21 protein-coding genes and 2 tRNA genes are annotated in these 25,966 nt (G+C 61.9%); 12 read left to right on the forward strand and 11 right to left on the reverse strand.

The annotated features are described in order from the left end of the window. Positions 1 to 23: 23 nt before the first annotated feature. On the reverse strand, positions 24 to 191 hold the full coding sequence (locus HGEM_RS10375) for a DUF6724 family protein (protein WP_019128813.1): 168 nt from the start codon (positions 189 to 191) through the stop codon (positions 24 to 26). Positions 192 to 394: 203 nt separating this feature from the next. On the opposite strand from HGEM_RS10375, the gene serS reads away from it, so the two are divergent. From serS to HGEM_RS07525, 6 genes are all read left to right on the forward strand, one after another. After that, positions 395 to 1,678 (forward strand): serine--tRNA ligase, encoded by a 1,284-nt coding sequence (gene serS, locus HGEM_RS07500; protein ID WP_019128814.1) that lies wholly within the window; start codon positions 395 to 397, stop codon positions 1,676 to 1,678. 360 nt (positions 1,679 to 2,038) lie between these two features. After that, entirely contained in the window at positions 2,039 to 2,995 is a 957-nt protein-coding gene (locus HGEM_RS07505; RefSeq protein WP_019128815.1) for an ABC transporter ATP-binding protein, read from the forward strand. Beyond that, positions 2,988 to 4,532 (forward strand): hypothetical protein, encoded by a 1,545-nt coding sequence (locus tag HGEM_RS07510; RefSeq protein WP_019128816.1) that lies wholly within the window; start codon positions 2,988 to 2,990, stop codon positions 4,530 to 4,532. Before HGEM_RS07505 ends, HGEM_RS07510 begins: the two co-directional genes overlap by 8 nt. Before the next feature lie 333 nt (positions 4,533 to 4,865). Next, complete coding sequence (locus HGEM_RS07515; RefSeq protein WP_035101586.1) at positions 4,866 to 5,216, forward strand: hypothetical protein; 351 nt, start codon at positions 4,866 to 4,868, stop codon at positions 5,214 to 5,216. Positions 5,217 to 5,388: 172 nt separating this feature from the next. After that, a tRNA-Arg gene (locus HGEM_RS07520) sits at positions 5,389 to 5,465 on the forward strand. 188 nt (positions 5,466 to 5,653) lie between these two features. Beyond that, positions 5,654 to 8,065: a tetratricopeptide repeat protein gene (locus HGEM_RS07525; RefSeq protein WP_019128818.1), complete on the forward strand. Its 2,412-nt coding sequence runs from the start codon at positions 5,654 to 5,656 to the stop codon at positions 8,063 to 8,065. Between the two features lie 277 nt (positions 8,066 to 8,342). On the opposite strand, the gene HGEM_RS07530 is transcribed toward HGEM_RS07525, so the two are convergent. The 3 genes from HGEM_RS07530 to HGEM_RS07540 form a co-directional block, all read right to left on the reverse strand. Next, positions 8,343 to 8,433 (reverse strand) — tRNA-Ser (locus tag HGEM_RS07530). 109 nt (positions 8,434 to 8,542) lie between these two features. Beyond that, positions 8,543 to 9,505 carry a tRNA glutamyl-Q(34) synthetase GluQRS gene (gene gluQRS, locus HGEM_RS07535; protein WP_051008521.1) on the reverse strand — a complete coding sequence of 321 codons (963 nt, stop codon included), beginning with the start codon at positions 9,503 to 9,505 and terminating at the stop codon, positions 8,543 to 8,545. 363 nt (positions 9,506 to 9,868) lie between these two features. Continuing rightward, positions 9,869 to 10,387, reverse strand: coding sequence for a ferritin (locus HGEM_RS07540; RefSeq protein WP_019128820.1), 519 nt, complete (start codon positions 10,385 to 10,387; stop codon positions 9,869 to 9,871). 298 nt (positions 10,388 to 10,685) lie between these two features. On the opposite strand from HGEM_RS07540, the gene HGEM_RS07545 reads away from it, so the two are divergent. Further along, positions 10,686 to 12,737: a DUF2207 domain-containing protein gene (locus HGEM_RS07545; protein WP_051008501.1), complete on the forward strand. Its 2,052-nt coding sequence runs from the start codon at positions 10,686 to 10,688 to the stop codon at positions 12,735 to 12,737. Between the two features lie 208 nt (positions 12,738 to 12,945). On the opposite strand, the gene HGEM_RS07550 is transcribed toward HGEM_RS07545, so the two are convergent. After that, the gene (locus HGEM_RS07550) at positions 12,946 to 13,596 is read right to left on the reverse strand and encodes a GNAT family N-acetyltransferase (RefSeq protein WP_019128822.1); all 651 of its coding nucleotides are present in this window, start codon (positions 13,594 to 13,596) and stop codon (positions 12,946 to 12,948) included. A gap of 235 nt (positions 13,597 to 13,831) precedes the next feature. Here HGEM_RS07550 and purH point away from each other — a divergent pair, with 235 nt between their 5' ends. From purH to HGEM_RS07570, 4 genes are all read left to right on the forward strand, one after another. After that, positions 13,832 to 15,466: a bifunctional phosphoribosylaminoimidazolecarboxamide formyltransferase/IMP cyclohydrolase gene (gene purH, locus HGEM_RS07555; protein WP_019128823.1), complete on the forward strand. Its 1,635-nt coding sequence runs from the start codon at positions 13,832 to 13,834 to the stop codon at positions 15,464 to 15,466. A gap of 217 nt (positions 15,467 to 15,683) precedes the next feature. Continuing rightward, positions 15,684 to 16,454: a hypothetical protein gene (locus HGEM_RS07560; protein WP_019128824.1), complete on the forward strand. Its 771-nt coding sequence runs from the start codon at positions 15,684 to 15,686 to the stop codon at positions 16,452 to 16,454. Between the two features lie 155 nt (positions 16,455 to 16,609). After that, a complete protein-coding gene (locus tag HGEM_RS07565) occupies positions 16,610 to 17,275 on the forward strand; it encodes a response regulator transcription factor (protein WP_019128825.1) in 666 nt (221 codons plus the stop codon). Between the two features lie 9 nt (positions 17,276 to 17,284). Next, positions 17,285 to 18,370, forward strand: a complete 1,086-nt coding sequence (locus tag HGEM_RS07570) for a sensor histidine kinase (protein WP_019128826.1) — start codon at positions 17,285 to 17,287, stop codon at positions 18,368 to 18,370. A 649-nt stretch (positions 18,371 to 19,019) separates the two neighbouring features. On the opposite strand, the gene HGEM_RS07575 is transcribed toward HGEM_RS07570, so the two are convergent. Further along, on the reverse strand, positions 19,020 to 19,460 hold the full coding sequence (locus HGEM_RS07575) for a universal stress protein (RefSeq protein ID WP_019128827.1): 441 nt from the start codon (positions 19,458 to 19,460) through the stop codon (positions 19,020 to 19,022). 220 nt (positions 19,461 to 19,680) lie between these two features. On the opposite strand from HGEM_RS07575, the gene HGEM_RS07580 reads away from it, so the two are divergent. Further along, entirely contained in the window at positions 19,681 to 20,640 is a 960-nt protein-coding gene (locus tag HGEM_RS07580) for an undecaprenyl-diphosphate phosphatase (RefSeq protein WP_019128828.1), read from the forward strand. Between the two features lie 153 nt (positions 20,641 to 20,793). On the opposite strand, the gene HGEM_RS07585 is transcribed toward HGEM_RS07580, so the two are convergent. The 5 genes from HGEM_RS07585 to deoD all read right to left on the reverse strand — a co-directional run bounded on the left by HGEM_RS07585 (position 20,794) and on the right by deoD (position 25,314). After that, entirely contained in the window at positions 20,794 to 21,996 is a 1,203-nt protein-coding gene (locus tag HGEM_RS07585; protein WP_019128829.1) for a phosphopentomutase, read from the reverse strand. Next, positions 21,993 to 22,664: a deoxyribose-phosphate aldolase gene (gene deoC, locus HGEM_RS07590; protein ID WP_019128830.1), complete on the reverse strand. Its 672-nt coding sequence runs from the start codon at positions 22,662 to 22,664 to the stop codon at positions 21,993 to 21,995. Before deoC ends, HGEM_RS07585 begins: the two co-directional genes overlap by 4 nt. Before the next feature lie 59 nt (positions 22,665 to 22,723). Further along, a complete protein-coding gene (locus tag HGEM_RS07595) occupies positions 22,724 to 24,052 on the reverse strand; it encodes a pyrimidine-nucleoside phosphorylase (RefSeq protein ID WP_019128831.1) in 1,329 nt (442 codons plus the stop codon). A gap of 41 nt (positions 24,053 to 24,093) precedes the next feature. Beyond that, positions 24,094 to 24,525 carry a cytidine deaminase gene (gene cdd, locus HGEM_RS07600; RefSeq protein WP_019128832.1) on the reverse strand — a complete coding sequence of 144 codons (432 nt, stop codon included), beginning with the start codon at positions 24,523 to 24,525 and terminating at the stop codon, positions 24,094 to 24,096. 66 nt (positions 24,526 to 24,591) lie between these two features. Next, positions 24,592 to 25,314 (reverse strand): purine-nucleoside phosphorylase, encoded by a 723-nt coding sequence (gene deoD, locus HGEM_RS07605; protein WP_019128833.1) that lies wholly within the window; start codon positions 25,312 to 25,314, stop codon positions 24,592 to 24,594. Positions 25,315 to 25,966 lie beyond the last annotated feature (652 nt).

Genomic DNA, 25,966 nt, shown 5'->3' on the forward strand with positions numbered 1-25,966 from the left:
TGGACGGGCCGCTATCCTGCCTGCTAGAACAGGCTGCTGTCGTCATCCTGCTTGGGGCCGCGATCGACATAGAGCTTGCTCGTGCGCTTCTCAAGCAGGAAGGCGACGATGGCAACGATTACGATGCCGCCGAAGAACAGTACCGCGAGCCCCTCGCGCGTACCGAACAGGAACGAAAAGATGGTATCCATGCTGTGCTCTCTCGCATCATCGGTTGGAATGCTGTGCTTACGTTCGTTTCGGGTGCGAACCCGCCACGAACGGTGTTCAATAAGTATATACTTGCCAAAGCACGGCCGGGCGTTTCAAGCCGAATGCTTACCAAGCCGGTACGCATGGCGCTGGCGTCGCACGGCATGAAGCACGATAGAGCACGCACGAAACCGGAGGGATCATGCTCGACATCAAATTCGTACGCGAGAACCCCGACGCGGTGGATGCCGCGATGGCGAATCGCCAGACCTCGTGGGACCGTGAGCATTTCTTCGCGCTCGACGAGGAGCGTCGTTCCGTTATCGCCGAGGTCGAGCAGCTGCAGGCCACGCGCAACGCCGAGTCCAAAAAGATCGGCGAGCTCATGCGCGAGGGCAAGCGCGACGAGGCAGAGGCGGCCAAAGAGGCTGTGCGCCGCGTGAACGAGCGGATCGAAGGCCTTGCCAACCGTCGCAGCGCACTCGATTCCGAAGTGGCGGATTTCATGGCGCACCTGCCCAACATTCCCTGCCCCGCTACTCCCGTGGGTAAGGATGAGAGCGAGAACCCCGAGCGTCGCCGCTGGGGCACCCCGCGCGACTTCGCCGCAGAGGGCTTCGAGGCCAAGCCGCACTGGGATCTGGGTACCGATCTGGGCATCCTTGATTTCGATCGTGGCTCGAAGCTGTCGGGCGCGCGCTTCACGGTGCTCGCGGGCGCAGGCGCTCGCCTGGATCGCGCACTCCAGAACTTCTTCCTGAATACGCACCTCGAGCGCGGGTTCAAGGAGTTCATTCCGCCCGTCATCGTGAACCGCGAGATTATGTACGGCACGGGCCAGCTGCCCAAGTTCGAGGACGACGCCTATCACACGGGCGAGGACCAGTTCCTCATTCCCACGGCCGAGGTCGCGCTCACCAACCTGCATGCCGGCGAGGTGCTCGACGCAAAAGAGCTGCCTTTGCGCTACACCGCGGGCACCCCGTGCTTCCGTGAGGAGGCTGGCAGCGCCGGCCGCGATACGCGCGGCATCATTCGCCAGCACCAGTTCACCAAGGTGGAGATGGTCAAGTTTGCGACGCCCGAGCAGTCTGACGACGAGCTCGAGAGCATGACCGCCGAGGCGGAGTACATCTTGCAGCAGCTGGGGCTCCCGTACCGTGTGATCAGCCTTTGCACGGGCGACCTGGGCTTCTCCGCTCGCCAAACCTACGATATCGAGGTTTGGCTGCCGAGCTACAACAGCTACAAGGAGATTTCGTCGTGCTCCAACTGCGGCGACTTCCAGGCTCGTCGCGCGAACATCAAGTATCGCGATCCCGAGAACTTCAAGGGCACGCGCTTCGTGCATACGCTGAACGGCTCCGGCCTGCCCACGGGTCGTACGATGGCGGCCATCATGGAAAACTACCAGAATGCCGATGGCTCCATCACGGTGCCCGAGGTGCTGCGTCCGTATATGGGTGGCATGGAGGTCATCCGCTAGGGAAGCGCTCGGCTAGGGGCTCTGTGCCTCGCGTTGCATCTCAAGGTTGATTCGGTTTCGGCCCGCTCTGCACGTTAGGGCGGGCCGCATGCTAAAGAATTCGCTGGTACATGGTTTACCGGTTCTTGTATGGGCGGCTCGCTCATATGGGTGGCGCGCTCGCGCGGGGTCGGGCCCAAGTTGAAGTAGGCCGTCGCGGCTAAGATGGGGACGCTCAATGCGCCCTGGTCGAGGCTCTGTTTTGAGCCGTTGCGGTTGATGGGGCGCTCGCTCTGCGCTCGGGGAGAGACGACGCGAACAACCCGCTTCTTTGCTCGATAGGCGAGTATAATCGCGCCAACGATGTCGAGAGGAGCCAATATGGTGGTCGATGCGGGCGATAAGGCGGCCGAAGCGGAGGGCGTGGGCGCCCGGTCCGAGGCCTTGGAGCATGGTGATGGCCCACGTGCCGACTATGGTCAACGTGCCGATGATGGTCAACGCGCCGAGCTCCCGGTTCTCGATGCGTACGGTCTCTCGTTCGGGTATGGTTCCGAGCGCGTTTGGGATCAGGTTGATTTAGCCCTCTATGCTGGGGAGATTGGTTATCTGACCGGTCCGAACGGAGCGGGCAAGACGACGCTGCTCAAGTGCCTGGCGGGATGGATGTCCCCGCGCTCCGGCCAGATCGATGTGATGGGTGAGCGTTTTACGGGGCGGTCTCGCTCCATCCGCTGGCAAATTGCTTTCGTTGCCGACGTTCCCGCGTTTTATGAGGACCTGACGGCGCGAGAGCACATCGACTTCGTACTGCGGGCAAACCGTGCGGAACGTGAGGTGGTGGATAGGGCGGAGCGCATGCTGGAAGCGTTCGGCATTGCAGAGTTCTGCAATGCCTATCCGTCTGCGTTTTCGCGCGGCATGCGGCAGAAGCTCGCGCTGGTCATCGCACTCATGATGAAGCCGAAGCTCGTGCTCATGGATGAGCCAACAGGGCCGCTCGACCCCGATGCACGGGTGCTTTTGGGGAAGCTGGTGCAAGAGGCGGCTCGCGACGGGGCGGCCGTGCTCTTGAGCTGCCATCACGAACTACCTGGAGTCGCTCCGGATGTGGTGTACGACCTGCGCGACGGCCGCCTGCGTGAAGTAGACGCGCATGACAGCGTGGTCGCGGGAGGAGCCTCAGGCCCGGGCGCGCACGATGCAGGCCCGGTCGAGCTCGGCGCGGGGCCGGACGGTTGCGACGGGGAGCCAGGCACGCGCGACGCGGGGCCGCGCCCCGGTGGAGTTGCGGGGCCTTGCGCGACTGCTGTGAGCGATGGGGGCTCTCATGCATGAGATATCGCTGTTGGTGTGGCTCAAGGTTCGCCACATACGAAGTGCCTGCGCTTATTGGGGTTACATGTTTGGCGCGGACATCGAGTCCAAGGCCGATCTCATCGACAAGCTGTACTACCTATATCTCCTCGTGCTGCTTGGGGCGTGGACGGCGAGCGCCTGGATGTTTGCGGTGTCGAGTGTCGAGGAAGCCTATGTGTTTGGCGGGGCAATTCTGCTTGACATAACGGGAGCGTTGCTCGTGTTCGCTCTCCTGGCTGTGCTCGTTCGCTCGACGGTCTCGGCGCTCTGGCGTTCTCCGCTGCGCCTTATCAGTCCGGACTTATGGCTTCTGGTCCCTTATGTTCGCTCCGTCGGGCTCGTTGCCTTGATCGATGCGATGCCGCGGACACTCGCGTTCAGCTTTGCAACCTCGCTTGGTGTTTGGCTCTTGTGTAGCGGCTGTGCCGCAGCTGGAATGCAGCTCCATGCGCTTGCGCTATCAAGCACCGTGGCTTGCGCCGTTGCAGCGGCTCTTCTGATTGCGCGGGCCGCCGGCTATGCCCGCTTAGCTTTCGCAAAGCGCGGGCCCAGGCGAGCGGCTTGGAGCATAGGCGTCCTTGCGTTCGAGATTTTGCTGTGTGCAGGTGCCGCGTTCGCTGTATCAGGCGCGGGATGGAGGGCTTCTCTCGACGCCTTCAGCGCTGCAAATGGTATGCACGCTGCAGCTCCTGGGGTGGCTGCGGGGGTCTTTGCGCTTGCGGTTGCTTGCAGCGCTGCTGCGCTTGTGTGCGGGGCAAATCGGGCCGACCTGGCCTGTGCGATCGAGGAGGGGGCAGCGGATGCCGCGCTTTTTGGCGTGCGACGCCTTGCGTTCCAGGCTCCCGACCAGTATCGCGAGCTGCGCCGTCGTTACCGTATCGCGCGTCGTCGCTTGCGTCCGACGTTTCGTCTTGCGAGTGGGCCCGCCGCGGCGATTACGCGCGCTGCGCTTTCGCATGCGCGGCAGTTCGAGAGCCTGCTGGGAATCGCTGCCATGGGCGTGCTTATCGTGCCGCTGAGTGCATGGACGCTTGCCCGCGCGTCCTCGCCTGTTGTGATTGTCGCTTGGGCATACGGCATGTTCATGGCGCTCGCCTCCCTATCTTTCTTGCGCGAGCTTTCTCTGGCGTTTCGTGAGGATATGCGAGTAACGCTCGTTCGCGATCAGATTCCTCTTTCGAACCTCGTGCTCGCCGTGCTCGACGCCTTGCCGGCGCTTGGGATACTCGAGGCGTGCTCATTCATTACCATGCTCTCGGTGAATGCATGTGCGCCGGGATCGTTCACGATGATGGAGGTTGCCATTTCCGTCCTCTTGGGTACGGGATTTTCGCTTGTTGCAGCGCTTGACGGTGTCGAAGTGACCTTCATACGCGTTGGCGTAACCTCCGTGGTTGGGCTCGTGTTGCTGCTCGCCGCTGCTGGCTTGCTGGCACTCTGGGCCCCCATAGCCGTGATATACGGCCTTGTTGTTGTGGATCTGGCATTCATCGCTCTGCTCGAAAACGGGAAATAGCCTAGATGAGAGCTTCTCAGCCCATCGCCTCCATGAGCTTGGATATCGCTGTGGGGTTTTAGGTTGCTTGTCGTTGAGGGGCTGATTTGGCAGGAGGCCACGTACGAAAGGCAATAGATAGGTAGCTCATTCGAAGAGTTTTTCCTAGCCGGGCATGCCTAGTAAGAGACGACGCGATTCTTCGATTGCTCGAGGTGTGCCGGAGGCCCGTCTTCCTATAGCACACCGTGCGGACATCTCCCAAATATACGAACAAAAGTTCCACGAACAAATGTTCTTATCAACCCTTACAATGGAGCCAGGGTAAGGAGCTGGAGAAAGGAGATGGACGCTATGAGGCACGGGGGCAACGATGAGGTTCTGCTGTTCGAAAGCGAAGAAGATGAAGAAGCGCTGCGCATCTCCTGCAGGGCGACGAAGGAGGGCGGGCTGGTAATTCACCAGATGAGCGAGGGCGAGCTTACGGCGTGGTGCTTCGAGGAGTCTCCGCACGAAGTAGAGGTGACCGTTTCGCCGCGGGCCATTGCGCCCATGCTGGAGTATCTCCATGCAGAGGACGTGCAGCAACTTAGCAACTTGCTTGCAGCGGCATACAGCGGATACGACGCATCTATACGCATCCGTGCCCTCATGCGGCGCTTAGGGGTGGCGTATGAGGTGTCCGAGCGCCCCATCATTCGATAGAAAAGGGGGTGGGCGCGTGCCGAATATGCGTCGATTCTAATCATCATTGTGGGTTCCGCGTAATCTACCAGCGAATTTCGTACTTTGACAATGCAACATCATGCAGGAGATAACTTTTTTAAAAAAATCTCTTGACGCACCCGGGGGAGAATGCCATTATAGTTAGCGCGTTGCGGCGTTACCTCAGCTGGATAGAGGGTCTGACTACGAATCAGAACGTCATAGGTTCGAATCCTATACGCCGCACCAGTTGAGATTGAAGGGCGTTCCTCGGAGCGCCCTTTTCTGTTAGCGCATACGTTCGGCGGCTTAAACCGACCTGATACGAAAACGTCGCATCGCTTCGTGTTCCATATGCTCACAATGAAAGATGACAAGCCATCTTGGGAGGCATCCGTGCCCACGCGCCTTGGTGGCCGTGAGGCGAGGAGGTTGCCATGGCAGAACAAGCATCGGAGACACAGGTTTACAAGCTTTCTGTCTTGGCACAGCGTCAGCATCTGCCTTCGCTTCCTGGGCAGGAAGAGGGTACGACGTACGGGGTCGTGTGGAGCTCCTTTCCCATGCCGGCGCACGGATCGTGCTATGTCGTGAAGTTCAACAACGCGCGGAGCATCTCGTTCCTTGCCTACATCGATGACCAGGGCGCGGTGTTTCCTGTGGATCAGCCCATCACGCTTGCGCCCGCGGCGTGCCCAGATTTCGCCGTTACACCCGATGAGCGTGGGTATTCTGGAACGGTGCTCATACGCGGGGAAGGGGCTTCGCTACAACCCTTGAGCAAGTATCGCGGCTCGTTTAAAGGGACCATGCGCGAGGTGAGCGACTCCGAGACATGGAACACGTCGCGCAGCCTAACGTATCGTCCGTTTATGGCATCGATGTACCTACGGTATTGCGTGTTTGATTCTGAGCGGCGGAATGTAGGAAAAGGCCCTTCCATCTCTATCGACATGAGGGCATATCCGCTCGACGAGCCCGTTGACATCATGGGGGCCTTTTCCCGGCTGCCCCTTCCAGATGCCATCGATGCCGTGGTGTATCAGATAGGCGAACACGATCGGTCCTCGGGCATCGAGCGCTTTGCGCGCCGCGTTTTCGGCGAGATTGATGTCGATTTCCTCCGGACGCTTATGCAGCGGAGTTCGATTGCGCTCGCGTATATCGAGCGCATGGACGCCTATTACATCAACTTCGATCATACGGCCTTTTCTGCGGGGGAAGCGGATGCCATCTTTGCGGTTGAGGCGGCTATCAACCGCCTGCATCGCGTGCTGGGAATGCTGGGGTTTGCGCATTGCGCAGCGAGCGCATCACCCTCGGAAGAAGCTTGTTCCGCTTACGACCAGGCGGCGTTCTCCGGTATTACATCGTGGGTCAAGCGGCTGATGGATGATGCGATTTCTGCAAATGCATGGATTCAGCCGGGGCATATCGCCGCGCGGCCTGGAGGGGAATGGGACGTGCGGACGCGCTTCGCCTCTTCGTGCGAGCGCTTGGGGCTCATTGTGCGCCTTGAGTACGATTACCGCTTCGATAGTGCCGCTCGTGAGCTTCGCGTTCGGTTCGGTGTGCCTCAAGCTTCGAGTATGCCGGCATCACGATTCGATGTGCTCGAGGGTGCATGGGTGCCCATCGACAACGATGAACGGGCTCGATATGCCACCGAGTACGTCAATCGAATGGTGCTGGTGCTAGCTGCTGCAGCATTTTCGTCGAGCTTGAGCATGAAGCGGTGTGTGGTAGAGAAGTGGGACGCCCTGCGCGACGCCTCGCTTTCCGTTGCGTTCGACCGTACGGAGTTCACAACGCACCTTATGCCGCTTGCAAGTGAGCTCGACGGTGCCCCGCTTTCATGCGAAACGGCAACGGAGCGGTTATCTCGTTCGGTTACTCCCGAACGCATGCAGCGGGATATTCCGGCTTCTCTGCAGGCGGCTCCACGTGAGGACGTGCGTCCGTTGCCCCGTGCCCTACAGGATTTGCTGCTCGCCGATTCGATTGACGAGCTCGAGGTCATGGAGGCACCGGATGATCCATATATGGCCCGATTTAACGAGCTGCGAGCATCTGCGCCGTCTGACCCTGCTCGCGCGGAGCGGGGTTATACGGAGCTCATCGAAGAGCTCGAGGCGCGGTGCGCCGCTGTGGAGTTCATGAGCGACCGACCAATCATCACGCGGTTCTGCGAGAACCATCTCGGGCGCATCCTTCTGCCCGTGCTCGAAGAAGACCGCTCCGTGCGCATCAGCCGTGCCCCCGATGCCCTGTTCTTCGCTCGGTACGAACTTTGCGACCTGTATATGGGCGCAGGGGCGTTCGAGCGCGCGCTGCCCGAGGCTAGAAAGCTTCTCGACCTGGCGACGACCTCGATGCAATCATATTCAATGCTGGTGAACGTGCTTGCACGGCTTGAGCGCTTCCAAGAGGTTATCGACGTGGCCAAGAATGGCTTGCGCGTTGCCTATGATCGAAGCTCCATTGCGTACCTCTTTTATCGTGTTGCTTTCGCCTATTGGGTGTTGGGGGATCATGAGACGGCAATGGCGTGCTATCGGTTGGTGCCGCGCGATGAACACGTCACTCCCATGGCCGATGAGGAGCTTTCGCAGTTGTTGGCGGAAATGGGCCGCTCGGAGCGTCCGACGTTGCGCGAGGCGGCAGCTCGGGCCGAGCAGATGGGTGTTCCCGTGCCTCCGAGCCCCGAGACGGCAAGCCAGGTTGCCGATGCGACGGTGCTTCTTACAGATAACGGCTTTCACTACCTTGCTAGCCGCTGCGTCTACCATATGTGGCGCATCACGGCGCGCGACGAGCTCAGTGCTGTGCATCGGTCGCTACTGCCGTAGCGAGTTTAGCCATATTCCAGCGCGCTCGACCCGGCGCGCTCGATAGCAAGAAGCCCGGCTCCCAAAGGAAACCGGGCTTGTCTTGTTTGGCTGGCGGAGAGCTGGGGATTCGAGGCGATGCTTCGCGCCGCCCGCCGCTGCGGCGCCTGCGGCACCTTGCGCGCTCCGCTGGAAAACGCCCCGCGTTTCCTCAGCTCCGCGCCCTCTCGGGGTTCGAATCCCCGCATTCGGCAGCAAAAAGCCCGTATCCCTAGGGACACGGGCTCTGCGATTCGGCTGGCGGAGAGCTGGGGATTCGAACCCCAGATTCCCTTGTGGGGAATACTCGCTTAGCAGGCGAGCACCTTCGGCCTCTCGGTCAGCTCTCCGTTAGCAGCTAACTATACTAGCGTATCTTCAGGCCTGAAGACAAGGACGAACTTCAGCCTCTTGAGAATTGCGCAAGAAACGGAATGCGCAGGGGTGCTGTGTGGCGGTCTAGAGGCTTGCGCGCCTGATCACGATATTCTCATGGTGCTCCCGTAGCTTATCCCATGAGAAGAAGGCGACCAGCTCTTCAGCGCTACGCGGCTTGTCATCGGGGGTGATTCCGGCCAGATGGGCAATCCATCCCAGAAGATGCTCGGCTGTACCGAAGCGCTGGCGAAGCTCTCCCATATCGAGATCGTGGTCGCGCTTGGCGAGACGCCTTCCGTCTGGCGCAAGCAGAAGAGGAATATGGCCATACCTCGGTTCATCGTATCCGAGCAGACGCTGAAGGTAGATTTGCCGCGGCGTAGAGCTCAGCAGGTCACATCCGCGAACGATCTCGTTCACTCCCATCGCTGCATCGTCAACCACAACGGCAAGCTGATAGGCGAAGACCCCGTCGCTGCGCCTGATGAGGAAATCTCCGCACTCCAGCGCGAGGGTCTGCCGTTGCCGTCCGAAGACGCGGTCGGTAAACGAGATGGTTCCTTCGGGTGATTCGCACACGGGAACTCGAAGGCGCGTTGCGGGCGGCCTTACGGCGCTTCGGGCGGCAACTTCCGCAGGGGTGAGATTCCTGCACGTTCCCGCGTACACGGGGGTCCCATCGCTCGCATGGGGCGCGCTCGCGGCGTGGAGCTCGGCTCTGGTGCAGAAGCACGGGTAGGTGAGGCCGGCTGCAGCAAGGCGCTCCACCGCATTGCGATACAGCTCTTCTCGATCGTGCTGAAAGACGGGCTCGCCTTCCCAATAGAGCCCCAGCCAGCGCAAATCGTCGAGCAGTAGGCTCGTCCAAGGGCCGCTGCGGGTGCGTTCGTCTAGGTCTTCGATGCGCAGGAGAAGCGTTCCGTTTGCGCTTCTGATGGAAAGCCAGGCGAGCAGCGAGGCATATATATTGCCGAGGTGCATGCGTCCCGACGGAGTCGGGGCGAAGCGTCCGACGAGTTTGCTTTGTCCGTGTTCGGTATCCATGCGCACGAGTATACGCGACTGCGGGCGGGGGCGGGCAGGCGACGTTCCAAAGCCATAAGGGCGCAGATGAGCGCGCAAGGTTCGTGAAGTTCCGCATCCATAAGGGCTGTGACGCTCCATGTCGCAACGCCCTTGGCATTTGGTGTTCCCCGCATTCACGGGGCGTCGATGTTCCTGCAACCACAAGGGCCCCACACCTTGCGATGCGGGGCCCTTCGGAAAAGGGGGGCAATGAAAGCTGCCAGACGATGGCATATCACGCGGAGCGCGCGCCTGCTGGCGGTAACGAGCTGCTCCTGCTCGTTCAGGTTCGCACGCCCTGCCCCTTGAGTCGCGTTCGGGGCAAGGGCGCAACCGGGTGCGCTACAGCGGCAGCGCCGTAAGCTGCGTGTAGACGCGTGCCTGGTACTCGCGATCAAGGTCGTAGAGGCCCTTGGGATCGCTGCCGAAGAGCTTCATGTTCGTGATCATGTCGCGCGCGTTGGTCTCCTCTTCGCCCTGCTCGGATACGAACCAATCGAGGAACTTCATCGTGCGCACATCGTGGACCTCATGAGCCACCTCGTAGCAGTGATGGATGAGGCTCGTCACGTACTCCTCGTGCTCCAGGCCCGCTTCAAGCGGCTCTAGATCGTTCTGGAACGTCTTGTCCGGCTTGGCGATGGCCTCCATGGTGGGCGTGAAGTCGTTGTCGAGCAGGTACCGGCGGATGGCCATGGCATGGTCCATCTCTTCCTTCGCCTGGATTTCGTACCAGTTGGCAAAGCCCTTGAGGCCGCGATCCTCGTAATAATCGGCGAAGGTCAGGTACAGGTAAGCGGAGTAAAGCTCCTTGTTGATCTGCTCGTTGAGGACCGACGAGACGCTCTCGTTCATGGCCATGGCTGCCTCTTTCTGCTCGCCCTGTGGGGAGGGGTACGTATGCTGTCGCGTAAGATATACCCAAACGGTCGAATCCATACGCGCGCCGCGGTTCCCCTCAACTCCAACACATCTTGGCCCCTGGGGAGCTTTGCGGTTGCCTTGGCCTGCATGGCAGCGCTCCGTAGCCGGTGCGTACCTGCCTCCTGTCGGCACATGCCAACTCACCAGCGCTTGCCCGCTCGCCGCAGACGGGACGTTTCTGTCCGGTTGCCTTGCTATACTTTGCCCAACTATAGGACACATGTGGGGCGGTGCCATGGAACCTGTCAACATCATGGTGAAGCGCGAAACTATCGTGAGGTACGGTGCCGGTCAAGGGCGCGGAGCCGACCGCGGGCGCTGGGCCTGCCGGGGGCGCCGGCGCGGGGCCGGGCAGGGTCACAAGGCGGTAGCGCTTGTTATGACGGCGTGCGCAATTATCTGTGCGATCGTTTTGGCGCTCCCAGCACTGGCTTTTGCAGACAGCTATCCTCACGTGCGCATTTCTGCCGACGTGCAGGCCTCGGGCGATGTGCGCGTGACCGAGACGCGGGTATTCGAGTTTAGCGACGACGGCAACGGCGTCTACTGGAATATTCCGGAATCGTATAACGAGCAGGGCGGTCTTTCGCGCATTACCGTGACGGATGTTCGCGTTGGCGCAGAGGGTGATGCGCGGGGGACGTCCTTTAGCCAAGTCTCCTCCGCCTCGCTCGGCGATAGCGGTGTGTATACGGTCGAGCGCAGCGATGGCACGGTCCAGCTTATGGTCTACGAGCCCCATAGCGAAGATGGCGTGCAGCAGGTCACGGTGAGCTACACGCTCCAAGGGGCGGTGATGGCATGGGCCGATACCGCAGAGCTGTACTGGCAGTTTGTCGGCCCCGATTGGGAGGAGAGCTCGCAGGACGTGATGCTCGTCATCTCCTTCCCTAACGGCTCGCAGGATGCGGAGCGGGCGGTTCGTGGAGAAAACTTCCGTGCATGGGGGCATGGCCCACTCGACGGCACCGTCGAACCCGATGCAACGGTGCCCGAGGTTCGCTACAGTGTTCCGGTCGTATCGAGTGGCACCTATGCCGAGGCGCGGGTCGCGTTCCCCCTCGCGTGGGTGCCCGAATTGGTTGCGAGTGGAACAGGGTCCAGCGAAGAGCGGCTTTCGACCATCGTCTCCGAGGAGGAGGCATGGGCACGGGAGGCCAATGAGCGTCGTGAGCGGCAACGATCCGAGCGCATGGTGCAAAGCATCGTGATGGTGGCCGTATCGGGCGCCTTCGCACTGGTGCTCGCGGTCGTCAAGGCGACCCATCGCTCGCCTGTGCCCCATTTCGGCGAGACGTACCTTGACGAGCTTCCGAGCCATGATCATCCTGCGGTCATCGCCGCGTTCGATCAGGGAGGGACCGTGAACGAACGGGCCTTCGCTTCGACGCTTATCAAGCTAACCGCTGAGGGTGCGGTGGGTATCGACGGCCCCGGTTCTCAACCGCCTGCTGCCGAAGGCGGTCCTATCGCGGAAGACGAGCCCGAGTATGGCGATCGGCCCCCTTCGCGGGCATATGGTCTCAGGCTTCTCGATCCCGCTCGCCGTGAGGAGGCGAGTATCGATGGCGCGGCGCTGCGGCTCTTCTTCCGTTCCAACCGGCCCGCGGTGAGCTTCGATTCGATGTCCGACTACGCGGGCGATAATCCTGAGCGCTATCGAGAGCTCGTGGACGATTTCACTGGTGAGGTGGATGCCGCGCTCAGCGAGCGCGGGCTCATCGCATCGACCGGCAAGACCGGATCGGTGGTCTCGCTGGTTGCCGGCGGAGCGATTCTGGTGGGCGTTCTTGTTGTTGGCGTCGTTGGCGAGCTGTGGATTCCTATGGTCATCTCGGTGGTGCTCACCCTTATCGGCATGGTGCTGGGGTGCACGCTTAAACGGTTGACACCCGAGGGCGCTGAGCTCCGGGCTCGCTGCGACGCTTTCGTGCGGTGGCTCAAAGAGTATGAGGCGCGCGATTGCGCCGCCCCTTCCGATCCGGCGCAGTGGGGCGACATCTTGGTCTATGCCGTCGCGCTTGGGCTCGACTCCGAGCTCGTGAGGGACCTTGCTCGGCTCATCCCCTCCGAAGCGGTGGTTGCCGGCGGATATTACCCCATGTATTGGTGGTACATCCCGCACGGGCGGCACCATACGAGCCCTCTTGACCGTGCAGATACGAATAGCGCCATTAGCCCGGCGGCGCTTGCAAGCAGCGCGAATAGTTCTGGATCGGGGTTTGGCGGAGGATTTTCGGGCGGCGGCGGAGGCGGCGTTGGCGGCGGCGGAGGCGGCTCGTTCTAGCGGCGTTACGCGGCTGGCGGTGCTCTGCGGGGTTCCGGCGCTCGGCGGAGAACGGTGCTTTGCTGGGGCGGCACCCTGCGAGAGCGCTGCCTTGCAGCGGCAGCGGCGTTTCGCGAAGTGTTAGCGCCTTGCGAGGCGGCGATATCTCGTGAGGTCTTGGCGCCCCGTAGCGCGCTTGCCTGTTCTGCCCTCTATCCGCTGCGCCTGGTTAACGGGCGAGGTCTGCGGTATAGAGGTACATCTCGCTGGGGAGCAGTGCCCGTTCGCTTTGTTCTGGTTGGTGCGCGGCGGCTCGCTTGAGGCCGTGGCGCTCATAGAATTGCCAGGAGCAATCGGTATCGGTGAAGAGATACGCCTGTTCGGCGCCAGCATCTTGGCAGAAGGAGCATGCCGCATCGAGCAGTACTCTGCCTATCCCTAAGCCGCGGGCCCGGTGGCTCACGGCGAGGAGCGTGACCTGCCCCGCTTGCTCAACGGAGCAGGCGGCGGTCAGCTTTTCGTTCGCACGTTGCTCGGCTTTGATCGCGGCATCGAATTCACGAACGGCCGCAGGATCGATTCGTGCCATGTCGTGGCGCAGGTTGTTTCCAAGCCGTTTCCATGCGTCGGCGTCGATGGCGCTATTGCGGGCCTGGCTACCATGGGGAGCCCGAGCGAGCACGATGCCCATGGCTTCGCCGTTTGCCACCGCTACCAGTGAAAACGTTGAAATGGAGAGACAGTGGGCTAAATCGTAGCGCGCTTCGAGGGTGTTATAGAGCTCGTTGCGGGAACGGTCGTGCCAGATGCGGCGGAGCATCTCGGCGATATCTTCAAAATCCTCATTCATGAATGACCGGTATTGAACGTGTGAGACCACGGGTGGCTCCTTCTCTACCTGCCCTGACCTGCGGTTGCGAAGTGGATACTGGGTCAAGGCGCAGCATATTGATTCATACCCTGCTGTCAGAGGTAGTGTCGCTGCCCGGTTACCCGGCATTTTCTTCAGAACAACGCCATATGAGTACGCTAACGTCCGCTCGTTGCGCTACATTATTGGGATATCTACTGTTGCATGGTTGCCTGGGCAATCGGCGCTGCGGCAAGGAGGGCTAATGGGTTCAGAAGGCAGGATCGAGCGTGCGCTCATCTCGGTGACCGATAAAACGGGCATCGTCGAGTTCGCGCATGCGCTCGTCGAGAACTTCGGCGTCGAGGTTATCTCGACGGGAGGCACGGCAAAGGTTCTCGAGGAGGCGGGCATCCCCGTTACGCCAATCGAGGAGTTCACCGGGTTCCCCGAGATGATGGACGGGCGCGTCAAGACGCTGCACCCCAAGGTTCACGGCGGCCTGCTCGCGCGTCGCGATTCCAAGAAGCATATGGCCGAGGCGGAAGAGCACGGCATCCAGATGATCGACCTCGTCTGCGTGAACCTGTACGAGTTCGAGAAGACCGTCGCCCAGCCCGACGTGACCTTCGAAGATGCCATCGAGCATATCGATATCGGCGGCCCCAGCATGCTTCGCTCGGCTGCGAAGAACAACGATTCCGTGACCGTGGTATGTGATCCGGCAGATTATGATGCCATCCTCGAGGAGATGCACGTCCATGGTGGCGCGACCACCAAGAACACGCGCCGTCGCCTTGCAGCGAAGGTTTACACGCGTACGGCTGCGTACGACACGGCCATCTCCATGTGGCTCAACACCTATCTTGAGCTGCAGGACGAGGCCATCGACCCGGATGATCCGTTCGATATCCCGAGCGTGTTCGGTATGCAGCTTACCAAGGTGCAAGATCTGCGCTATGGCGAGAACCCGCATCAGACGGCAGCGGTCTTCCGCTTTGGGAGCGACTTCGAGCAGCTCGGCAGCTCGCCCAATCCGTTGGTGGGCGCTGAGCAGATCCAAGGCAAGGAGCTCTCGTACAACAACTTCCTCGATGCCGATGCGGCGTGGAACGCGGTGCGCGAGTTCGACGAGCCCGCTGTGGTGATCTTGAAGCATCAGAATCCCTGCGGCTCCGCTGTTGCCGGTGACGTGACGACCGCATACGATCGCGCGTTTGCGTGCGACCCCAAGAGCGCCTTCGGTGGCATTATCGCCGTGAACCGCGAGGTGCCGCTTTCGCTCGTCGAGCATTTCGCCGACGTGAACAAGCAGTTCGTCGAGGTGCTCATCGCGCCGAGCTATACCCCCGAGGCGCTTGAGCGCCTGAGCCGCCGCCAGAACCTGCGCGTGCTCGCCACCGGCGGTGCCGAGGGCCACGCCAAGCTCGAGCTGCGCTCCGTCGACGGCGGTATGCTGGTGCAGTGCGTGGACACGGTCGATGAGGATCCGTCCGAGTTCACCTGCCCCACCTCGCGTAAGCCGACCGACCAGGAGATGCGCGACCTGCTCTTTGCCTGGAACGTGGTGAAGACTGTGAAGTCCAACGCCATCCTTGTGGCAAAGGACCAGGCGGGCATCGGCATGGGGCCGGGCCAGCCCAACCGCGTGGATTCGGCGCTCCTCGCCTGCGAGCGCGCCGAGGACGCCTGCGAGCGCATGGGCGTCGAGCCTACGGGTTTCGTCGCCGCGAGCGACGCCTTCTTCCCGTTCCGCGACAACGTTGACGTGCTGGCGGAGCATGGCGTTACCGCGATCATCCAGCCGGGCGGTTCGGTGCGCGACGACGAGTCCATTAAGGCCTGCGACGATCACGACATCGCGATGATCTTCACCGGCACTCGCCACTTCCGCCACTAATATGCCAAATGGGGCAGCCCCCAATTTAGCATCTGGACCTCGGGGCTACTCATTGAGGTGATTTGGGCAAGGGCGCCAGGTTTCTTCATTCCCGCTGGCTTTGGGATAAAGATGCTGGGCCCTTGCCCTTTCCTTTGCGCCATTCGGCAATATGATATGAGACAGTTGTGCCAGGTTTCTTTGTCTCATTGTGTATGACGAAACGATGCGAGGATGTATGAGCGATACCGCAGAACAGGGATTCCGTCTGGCAGAGCCGGTGCTCGTATGCCGATGGCGATTGGCAGGGCGGCACGTGCCCCTGCTCAACCGGCATATGCGTGCGCTCTCCCAGCGAAGCGTGGCGGGAAAGCCGCTCACGACAAACATGCTCGGATGGGTCAAGCAGCATATTGAGTGGTCGCTCGCCGAAGACGTGACGGTTGCAGCCGACGGCGTGCTCATGCTCGTCGTAGACGTTGAGGGCCAGGCGGCCATGAGCTCGGGCGCGTACGAGCCGCTGGCCGATACATCGGCAGGCGCTCTTGCGGCGCGCGCTAGGGAGGCTCGCGGCGAAGCGGCCGAAACCGGCGTCGCTCCCGAGGTGCTCTGCGCGATGTGCGCCGGAACGCTCACCATAGGGGCTCCCGCCGGGGAGCATCTGTGCGGAGCCATGACCTTCGTGCGCCAACTCGCCGAAACCAAGGGCCTGGCCGTTGCTTACGAGCCCGACCTTGGCCGTGTGGCGTCTGGGTGCGCGGGTGTGCCTTTCCTTGTTTCCGATGAGCACGGTGTAGTTGTAGTGGGTTCGCTGCCCTCGGCTTCTCGAGCTGTATCCGATGCATGTGGTGCGCAAGAAGGGGTGTTGGCGGCCGAGGTTTCAAGCTGTCGGCCAGTGGACGCTGATGCTTCCGAAGACATGGGGCCGCACGGTGATGCTTCCAGCGATACGGCATATATAGCGTTTTTCGGCGATGCTTTCGAGACCCTGCGCGACAGGGCTCGCTAAGGCGGCCGCGTCCGTGAGCGCACGAAAGGCGGGCGGGTGCAATTCGGCCTTTCGAGGTGCGAGCCCGTGCTTGGGGTTCGCGCTTGGGGCATAATGGGACAAAGCCGCTCCCGCATCCTGCCGGGGCGAAGGTGCTTGCAGAAAGGTGTGCTCCCATGCCCCTCATCTATGTAGTCGAAGACGATGCCTCCATCCGGGGCGAGCTCGTGCAGGTGCTTGAGCGCAACGGCTTCGAGACGGCGTTTTGCGAGACCTTCGAAAACGTTATCGAGGACATTCAAGCCGCCGGTCCCGATCTCGTGCTGCTCGACCTGACGCTGCCCGGCACCGACGGCCAGTTCGTCTGCCGCGAGCTCCGCGCCGTCTCGGAGGTCCCCATCATCGTGCTTACCTCGCGCGTAACCGAGATCGACGAGGTCATGAGCATGACCATGGGCGCAGACGACTTCATTCCCAAGCCCTATAGCTCCCGCGTGCTCGTGGCGCGCATCCAGGCGCTGCTGCGGCGTGCGACGGGCGCGGCCGACCGCAGCATCCTCGAGCATCATGGCGTCACACTTGACCTCTCGCGTTCCACGGCAACGGCGGTGGGCGGTACGGTCGAGCTCACCAAGAACGAGATGCGCATCCTCGCGCTGCTCATGCAGCGGGCGGGCACCATCGTCTCGCGCGAGGACATCATGCGCGACCTGTGGGATTCGGACGCGTTCATCGACGACAACACGCTTACGGTCAATATCAACCGCCTGCGGGCGACGCTCGCGAAGATCGGCGTCAAAGATTATCTGGCCACGCATCGCGGCCGCGGATACTCGGTGTAGGCGGATGCTATGAATCTGCTCGGTTATCTCCGCTCCTGCCTGCCCACCATCGCGCTTGTCGTTGCGGCGGTCGCGCTCTCGGCGTTCATCCTTGCTGTTTCGGGCGCGGGGCTTGCGGTCATCGTGCTCGTTTCCATCATCTCGTGCCTGGGCTTGGCGCTCGCGCTCGCCGCAGACTGGGTGCGCAAGCGCCCCTTCTACGACGACCTTGTTTCGTGCGCCGACGACGCACAGCGGCCGCTCTGGCTGTCCGAGGTGGTCGAGCGTCCCGATTACCTAGAGGGCGCCATCACGTACGATGCCCTGAGCGCCATCTCGAAGGCAGCAAACGACGGGGTGAACGCTTACCGCAGGCAGGCATCGGAGTATCGGGAATATATCGAAACCTGGGTCCATGAGGCGAAATCTCCCCTCGCGGCTGCGCACCTCATGCTCGACAATCTGCGAGCCGAGGCTGATCACGTCGAATCGGTCGATAAGCTGCGCGCGCTCGACGACGAGCTGTGCCGCGTTGAGGGCTTTATCGAGCAGGCGCTTTTCTACGCTCGCTCCGAAACCGTTGACCGCGACTACTTGATTCGAAAGTATCGGCTGGGGGACTTGGTTGCCGCGTCGGTAAAGGCGAATGCAGCGACGCTCATCGGCGTGCATATGGCACCGGTGATGCACGATCTCGACTTCGAGGTGTTCACCGATGAAAAGTGGATTGAGTTTATCTTCGGGCAGGTGATTCAGAACGCGGCCAAATATGCTCGACGGGACAACCCGCGCCTTGAGTTTAGCGGCGTGCTGCGCGACCGAGGGAACGCGAGCGAGCGCGTTGAGCTCACCGTGCGCGATAACGGTTGCGGGGTAAGCGCGGCGGACCTTCCCCGTGTTTTTGACAAGGGTTTTACCGGCGAGAATGGCCGCAGTGGCAAGCGCTCAACGGGAATCGGTCTTTACCTGGTAAAACGGTTGTGCGACAAGATGGGCGTTGGGGTCTTGGCCGATTCGGTGGAGGGTGAGGGCTTCGCGATCACGTTCTCGTTTTCTACGAATAAGTTCCAATATGTCGATCGGGGGGGGCAGTCCTCTAGCGCCCCCAACGCCTGAGATGCGTTCGTTCCAGTAATGGGAATATCTATTTGGTCTGGTGCCGGTAAGCGCATGATGCCCTCGTGCAATCCTGGGGTTTTGCTGCGTTGATGCCTAGGTGTTTGCCGATGCGTGAAAAAGAAGTTCCCAAAACTGGCATGAACGTCTGTGCCACGGTCCCTCTTGAGATGGCTCTGCTCCGGTGCCGATGGTGTTGCCGGGCAATGCGTGGACGCTGGGTGGTTGTCGGGCGACATTTGGACATCCGATGCGTTCTCGGGCAGCATCCGGACACCTGAGGGGTTGTCGGGCGACATTTCGCCAGTTTTGAGCCTCGGAGCGTACCGATCTTGCCCGACAACCCATGGGATAGCCGATTGTCGCCCGAGAACGCCGTGGGGCGTCCGATTGTCGCCCGAGAACGCCCGGGGCGTCCGGATGCTGCCCGAGAACGCAGCAGGCGTCCCAATCTCACCCGAGAATGCCCGGGATGTCCGGATGCCGCCCGAGAACGCAGTGCCCATGCAAGCAAACGGCTGCGAAGGCGGCGGGGTGGCAACAGAGCGTTTGCCCCCTGTTCGCTTTACCAAGAAAGGCCCAGCAAAGCCGGGCCTTTCGGGAGTGTTTGAGTGCGAAGCAAGTGCCTCGCCGCCTATGAGGAGCAGCGCTACTTCACGACGAGGATGTCGCAGTCAGAGCTCCTGAGCAGGAACGTCGAGATCGACCCAAGGAGGGCGTACTTGATGGAGGAAAGCCCGCGGGCCCCGCACATGACGAGGTCGGGCTTTACCGCATCGAGCATTTCGTCCTTGAGCGTCTCGCGGATGCGGCCGGAGCGCACCATGATCTCGACGCTGGGGATATCCGGGTTGGCCTTGGCCTCCTCGACCGCAACGGCGATGGAGTCCCTGAAGGCAGACTCGAGCCCGTTGATCAGGTCGACGGGGTAAGCGCCGGCAGACTCGAGCGCTGTCGAGTCGATAACATGCCCGATGTAGAGCTTCGCTCCGTTATTCGCAGCTACCTTGATGGCGCGCGCGAGCACAAAATCCTGCTGGTCGGTACCGTCGAGTGCGACGAAAACCTTGCCATAGCCTTCTTCTACCATCGTGTGCCTCCTTTTTGCCGAGCACGGCGCAGCGGCTCGGTCTGAGCGCGCTGCTTCGATTTCCGTTATACCCTGCCCCATGCGCACGGCTCCTTATTATTCTGTGAACGTCGGCGCTTTTTTCGCCTGCGTCGCGCGAGCGGCCCGATAATGGCATGAAGTCATATGCACTTTTACGGCGCGCCTACCTTGACGCGCTCGCGAACGGTAAGGGGATACGTTGGATATCATCGAGCTGCTCAAATCGGCGTTTCTCGGTCTGGTCGAGGGCATCACCGAGTGGTTGCCCATCTCTTCGACGGGTCACATGATTCTCGTTGATGAATTCATCAGCCTGAACGTGACGAAAGAGTTCTGGAGCATGTTCCAGGTCGTTATCCAGCTGGGCGCCATCCTAGCGGTGTGCGTGTACTTCTTCCACCAGCTCAATCCGTTTAGCCCGAGCAAAGGCCCGGAGGGTCGTCGCGCCACCTGGACGCTGTGGGGGAAGATCATCGTTGCGTGCATTCCTGCCGCGGTGATCGGCATCCTGTTCGACGACTTCATGGAGGAGCATTTCTACAACGCTCCGGTGGTGGCCGCGGCTCTCATCGTCTACGGCGTTGCGTTCATCGTGATCGAACGGTGGCGCGCTCATAAGCTCGAGGTTCGCGTGGCGGCTGAGGGCGTGCGCCCGGGTAGCCGCCCGGCAGGGGCTCACTTCGCTCGTCCGGCCGAAGATGCTGAGCCCACGGAAGGCGGCGACTTCGGCTCCATCACGAGGCTCGAGGATCTGCCGTGGTCTACCGCATTGGGCATCGGCGTGTTCCAGGTGCTTTCGCTCATTCCGGGAACCTCGCGCTCCGGATCGACCATTATTGGCGGCTTGCTGCTGGGTACGACGCGCTCTGTTGCCGCGGAGTTCACGTTCTTCCTGGCCATTCCGGTCATGTTCGGCGCAAGCGCCCTGCGTCTCGGCAAGTACGTGTTTCTCGATGGAGGCACGTTCGGGATGAACGAGATCTCCATCATGGTCGTTGGCTGCGTCGTAGCGTTCCTGGTTTCGCTCGTTGCCATCAAGTGGCTCATGGGATTCGTGCGGCGCCATACCTTTACCGCCTTCGGCATCTACCGCATCGTGCTGGGCGCGCTCGTGCTTGCGTACTTCTTCGTTATTGGCCCGATGTTCGGTCTCGTGTAACGTGTGATAAAAACTACCCGGTCTGTTTTGTCATTTGTCATGTCGTTTCGATGGCGGCCGGGCCGGGACGTGCTGAGAGCGTCCCGGCCCGGCCGTGTGCTATGAAAATGATAAAAGCTACCTGGTCTGGTTTATCATTGCTTTCACTATTTGCTAGCTCACGAGGTTAAGGAAGCTCTCTCCTTCGCCGTTGCCCGCGACGCCGAAGTTGTCGAGAACCGTAGCCCCCAGATCCGAACACGTGGAGCGGAGCCCCAGATCGGTGCCATGTGCCGCCATGGAGGGCGACCATGCGAGCAGCGGCACGAGCTCACGGGTGTGGTCGGTGCCGGTGTATGTGGGGTCGTTGCCGTGGTCCGCGGTAACCATGAGCAGGTCGTCCGGGCGCATGGCGTCCATCACGCGCGCAAGCCGTTCGTCGAACGCCTCGAGCGCTTCCCCGTCGCCTCGGGCGTTGCGACGATGGCCATAGACGGCGTCGAAGTCCACGAGGTTGGTGAAGCACAGCCCTCGCCAGTCCTGGCTCATGACCTCGTCCACATGGTCCATGCCGTCCATGTTGCTTTCGTTGTGGTAGGTTCGGTCGAACCCCTGGCCGCAGAACAGATCCCATGTCTTGCCAACCGAGATGACGTCGTAGCCGGCATCTTGAAGCATGGTAAGCGCCGTGGGGCCCGTGGGCATAAGCCCGTAATCGTGACGGTTCGCCGTGCGCTGGAAATCTTCCTTGCAGGTTCCCACGTATGGCCGAGCGATTACACGCCCCATGGTGATCTTGGGTCCGTTGATGAGCGTGCGGGCGTACTCGCAGATGCGGTACAGCTCGTCGAGCGGGATAACGTCCTCATGCGCCGCAATCTGCAGCACGGAATCGCCCGAGGTGTAGACGATGAGGTCGCCCGTGCGCAGCTGCTCCTCGCCATAATCGTAGATGACCTGCGTGCCTGAGTACGGTTTATTGCAGAGAATACCGCGGCCGGAGAAGGCGCGGAGCTTGTCGAGGAGCTCTTCGGGGAATCCTTCGGGGAAGTAATCCACATGGAAGCGAGTGGGCAGGCACATCATCTCCCAGTGGCCGTCGAGCGAATCGTTGCCCAGGCTTATGACCTGCATGCGGCCGTGCGCGCCACGCGGGGCCTGGGGTGCAGGCACGCCGGCAAGGCCTCCGGGGTGCGTATATGCCACGCCGAGCTGCGCCATGGTGGGGATGTTGAGCGGGCGGCCCAGCTCTCGCTCGAAGTATTCGGCCATATGCCCGAGGGTGTCGGCGCCAGCGCTCTTATAGCGGTTAGCGTCGGGGGCGAACCCAACGCCGATAGAATCGATGACGATGACGAGGATGCGCTGGTATCTCATTCGTTGACCTCCTCGAGGATGGAGACGGCGGCCGAGACGCCCAAACGGGTTGCGCCGGCCTCGATCATGGCTATTGCTGCCTCGAGCGTGCGGATGCCGCCGGAGGCCTTGACGCCCAGCTCTGGTCCAACGGTTTCTCGCATGAGAGTGATGTCGGCTGTGGTGGCCCCGCCCGTGGAGAAGCCGGTCGAGGTTTTCACGAAGTCGGCGCCGCCGGCAACGGAGAGTTCGCAGGCGCGGCGCTTCTCCTCGTTGGAGAGCAGGCAGGTCTCGATGATCACCTTGAGAAGCGCGCCCGCTTCATGCGCGGCGTTGGCGACTGCCGAGATGTCGGAGCGAACGGCATCATCGTTGCCGGCCTTGAGCTCGCCGATGTTGATGACCATGTCGATTTCCTGCGCGCCGTGGGCGGTGGCGTCGCGCGTCTCGGCAACCTTGGACGCCGTGGAGGTCGCTCCGAGCGGGAAGCCGATGACCGTGCAGGTCTTAACGCCGCTGCCTGCGAGCCCTGCTGCCACCCGAGCGACCCAGTATGGGTTCACGCATACCGAGGCGGTGCCGAATTGCCGCGCCTCGGCTACAATGCGGTCGATATCGGCTGCCGTTGCCTCCGGTTTGAGCAGCGTGTGGTCCATGTATGTGGCGAGCGAGGCGCGGGTGAGGTGCATTGCGGTCCTTTCATTCGGGTGAGGCTATGGTAGCGCGAGATGGCGGCGAGCGGCGTGAATCAGCCGTAGCGCTCGACGCCTCGTGCGGTCACGCGGGCGAAGAAGAGCGGTTCGGGTTCGGGCTCGTTCTCCTGGAACGTGAGGGCTGCCTGGAACGTGGGGAGCGCGCGAGACAGGCGCTCCGCATCTGCGGTGTGCAGGACAGCGACCGCCTCGCCCGCTCGCACCGCATCTCCTCGGTTTTTGAGGAGCGTGATACCGGCAAGGTGGTCGATGGGATCGTCCTTTTTCTCGCGTCCGGCGCCAAGCTCAACGCTCGCCGTACCCACGGCGGTCGTGTCGATTGCGCCGAGATAACCGTCGCAGGGCGCTTCGACCTCATGGGCGATGGCATCCCTCCCGAAGCGGCTCGTATCCTCGAGATAGCCGACGTCGCCTCCTTGGGCAGCGATTATCTCGCAGAGCTTGCGGAAGGCGGAGCCGTTGGCAATGGCCTGCTCAGCCAGGGTGCGGCCTTCGTCGATCGTGGACGCACGCTCACCGAGGACGAGCATCTCGGCAGCCAGGGCGCAGCATTCGTGGGCGAGGTCTTCGGGACCGTGGCCACGCAGGGTCTCGACGACCTCGATGACCTCAAGCGCGTTGCCGATGGCGCGCCCGAGCGGGCGGTTCATGTTGGTGATGAGCGCCACCGTTTCGCGCCCGGCTTCCTCGCCGATTGAGACCATGGCGCGGGCGAGGTCGATGGCGGCATCGAGGTCTTTCATGAACGCGCCCGATCCGGTTTTGACGTCGAGCAGGATGCGGTCGGAGCCGGCAGCGAGCTTCTTGCTCATGATGCTCGATGCGATGAGCGGGATGGAATCGACCGTGGCCGTGACGTCGCGCAGGGCGTAGATGAGCTTGTCGGCCGGAACGAGGTTTCCCGTCTGCCCGATGATGGCCGCGCCATGCTCGCGCACGATGTGGAAGAAGAGCTCGCGGTCGATGCCGGTGGTGAGGCCGGGGATGCTTTCGAGTTTATCGAGGGTGCCTCCCGTGTGGCCGAGCCCGCGCCCGCTCATCTTGGCGACGGGTACGCCGAGCGCGGCGACGATGGGCACGACGGCGAGCGAGGTCTTATCGCCCACGCCACCGGTGGAATGCTTGTCGACCTTGATGCCCTCGAGCCCGCTCAGGTCCACCACATCGCCCGAATGCTCCATGGCGAGGGTGAGCGCGGCTGTCTCGCGCGCGTCCATGCCGCACAGGAAGATGGCCATGAGGAGTGCCGACGCCTGATAGTCGGGAATCTCGCCTGCTACATAGCCCTGGACGAAGTAGCTGATTTCCTCGGGGGAGAGCGCGCGGCCGTCGCGCTTGTGCTCGATGATGTCGTACATGCGCATAGGAGGCTCCTTCTCCGCGCGGCGGGTTTTGGGCGTTTCGGTCAGCAGTCGGGCAGGTTGCCGGCGAGGTTTTCCGGGCCGAAGCCCAGGGGCAGCAGCTCGTCCAGCGTGTAGGACTTCGGTTGGCCGGGGTTGCCAGCGAGGATGATGCGGAAAGCGTTCGGCTGGCAGAATTCCATCATCACCTGGCGGCACACGCCGCATGGCGCGCAGGGTGCGGTGGGAGGCTTGCCCGCGGGGCCTCCCACGATGGCGATTGCTGTAAAGTCGCGGTGGCCGTCGAACACCGCCCGGAGGAACGCCGTGCGCTCCGCGCAGGTTCCCGGAGCATGGGCGGCGTTCTCGACATTGCATCCGCCGTAGACGGAGCCATCGCTGCAGAGCAGTGCGGCCCCGACCGTAAAATGCGAATACGGCGCATACGCTCGCTCTCGGGCTTCGAGCGCTGCTGCAACTAGTTCGGAATCGGTCATGCTGGTCCCCTTCATGCGAAGCCGCTCGGGCTTTCAGGGGCGCCGCGCGGCGGGTAGGGCGAAGCGTTACGCCTCGGGAGTGGTGAGGGCCAGGGCGACTTCCATCATCTGGTTGAAGCTCGTCTGGCGCTCATCTGCCGGAAGCCCCTCGCCGGTGAGCGGCTTGTCGGAGATCGTGAGCAGGCACAGCGCCTTCTTGCCCGCGCGTGCGGCGTTCATGTAGAGCGCGGCTGCCTCCATCTCAACGGCGAGCACGCCCATCTTCTTCCACGCGAGCGCGGCATCGGTGGTCTCTTCGTAGAAGGTGTCGCTCGAGAGCACGTTGCCCACGCGAATGTTCACGCCCTGCGCGCGAGCGGCGGCAACCGCGCGCTCCAGCAGGTCAAAGCTTGCGATGGGCGCGAAGTCGCCGGGGAGGTTGAACTGGTGCGCGTACCGCGAGTTGGTGCATGCGCCCTGGGCGGCCACCACGTCGCGCAGCTGCAGGTCGTCGGCGTAGCCGCCGGCGGAGCCCACACGGATGATGGTGTCGACATCATAGAAGTTGAAGAGCTCGTACGAGTAGATGCCGATGCTCGGTATGCCCATGCCGTGGCCCATTACCGTAACGGGATTGCCCTGATAGGTTCCCGTAAAGGCGAGCATGTTGCGCACCTCGTTCACGCAGCGAACATCGTCGAGGTAGGTGTCGGCGATGTACTTTGCGCGCAGTGGGTCGCCGGGCATGAGTACGGTCTTGGCGATATCGCCCGCGACGGCGCTGTTATGCGGGGTTGGGGTGAGTGGCATAGCGGCCCTCCTCGTACGTGAATGGCAGTATCTATGTAACGATAGTGTATCTTCGCAGGGGGCATTCCGAAGTTAGGAAATTATTCGGAACGTGGAAGCATGCGCGCGCACGTGCGGCAGGCGTGCGTCTTTTGATGCGCTCATCGCGGCATTCTCCTGAGTATCTATAGCGTTGTGGTAATTGCGCTGCATTTGCCGGGCGGCGTCCGGACGCCGCGGGATTCTCGGGCGGTTTTCGGACATCGCGAGCGTTCTCGGGCAAGATTCGGACGCTCGGAGGCGTTTGAGCGTCCAAAAGTCGCCCGACAACGCATGATGTGTCCGGATGTCGCCCGACAACCTTCCAGCGCCCGGATGTTGCCCGCCAACGCGCCGCGTGTTCGAATCGCGCCCGAAAGCAACAAGCGCTGGGTAGGGCAGCCGCTTGGTTGCGCCGTCGTTCCGTTTGCGGCTCGTGCCCATCTTGCCGGCAGATAGGGCTATCCTTATTGCCAGAGACCTTATCGCAGATAATCGGCTTGAGCTTTGAGAAGGCTATGCGAGCGCATGGAGGAGGCCGCTCCGGCGCATGGAGGAGGCTGTGCGAGCGCATGGAAGGTGCCGCACCGGTGCTCGTGTCGGGTCGGCACCAGCATCCGAGCGCGCCGATGCC

Source organism: Enorma massiliensis phI, from assembly GCF_000311845.1.
In the GTDB taxonomy this organism is placed as follows: Bacteria; Actinomycetota; Coriobacteriia; order Coriobacteriales; family Coriobacteriaceae; genus Enorma; species Enorma massiliensis.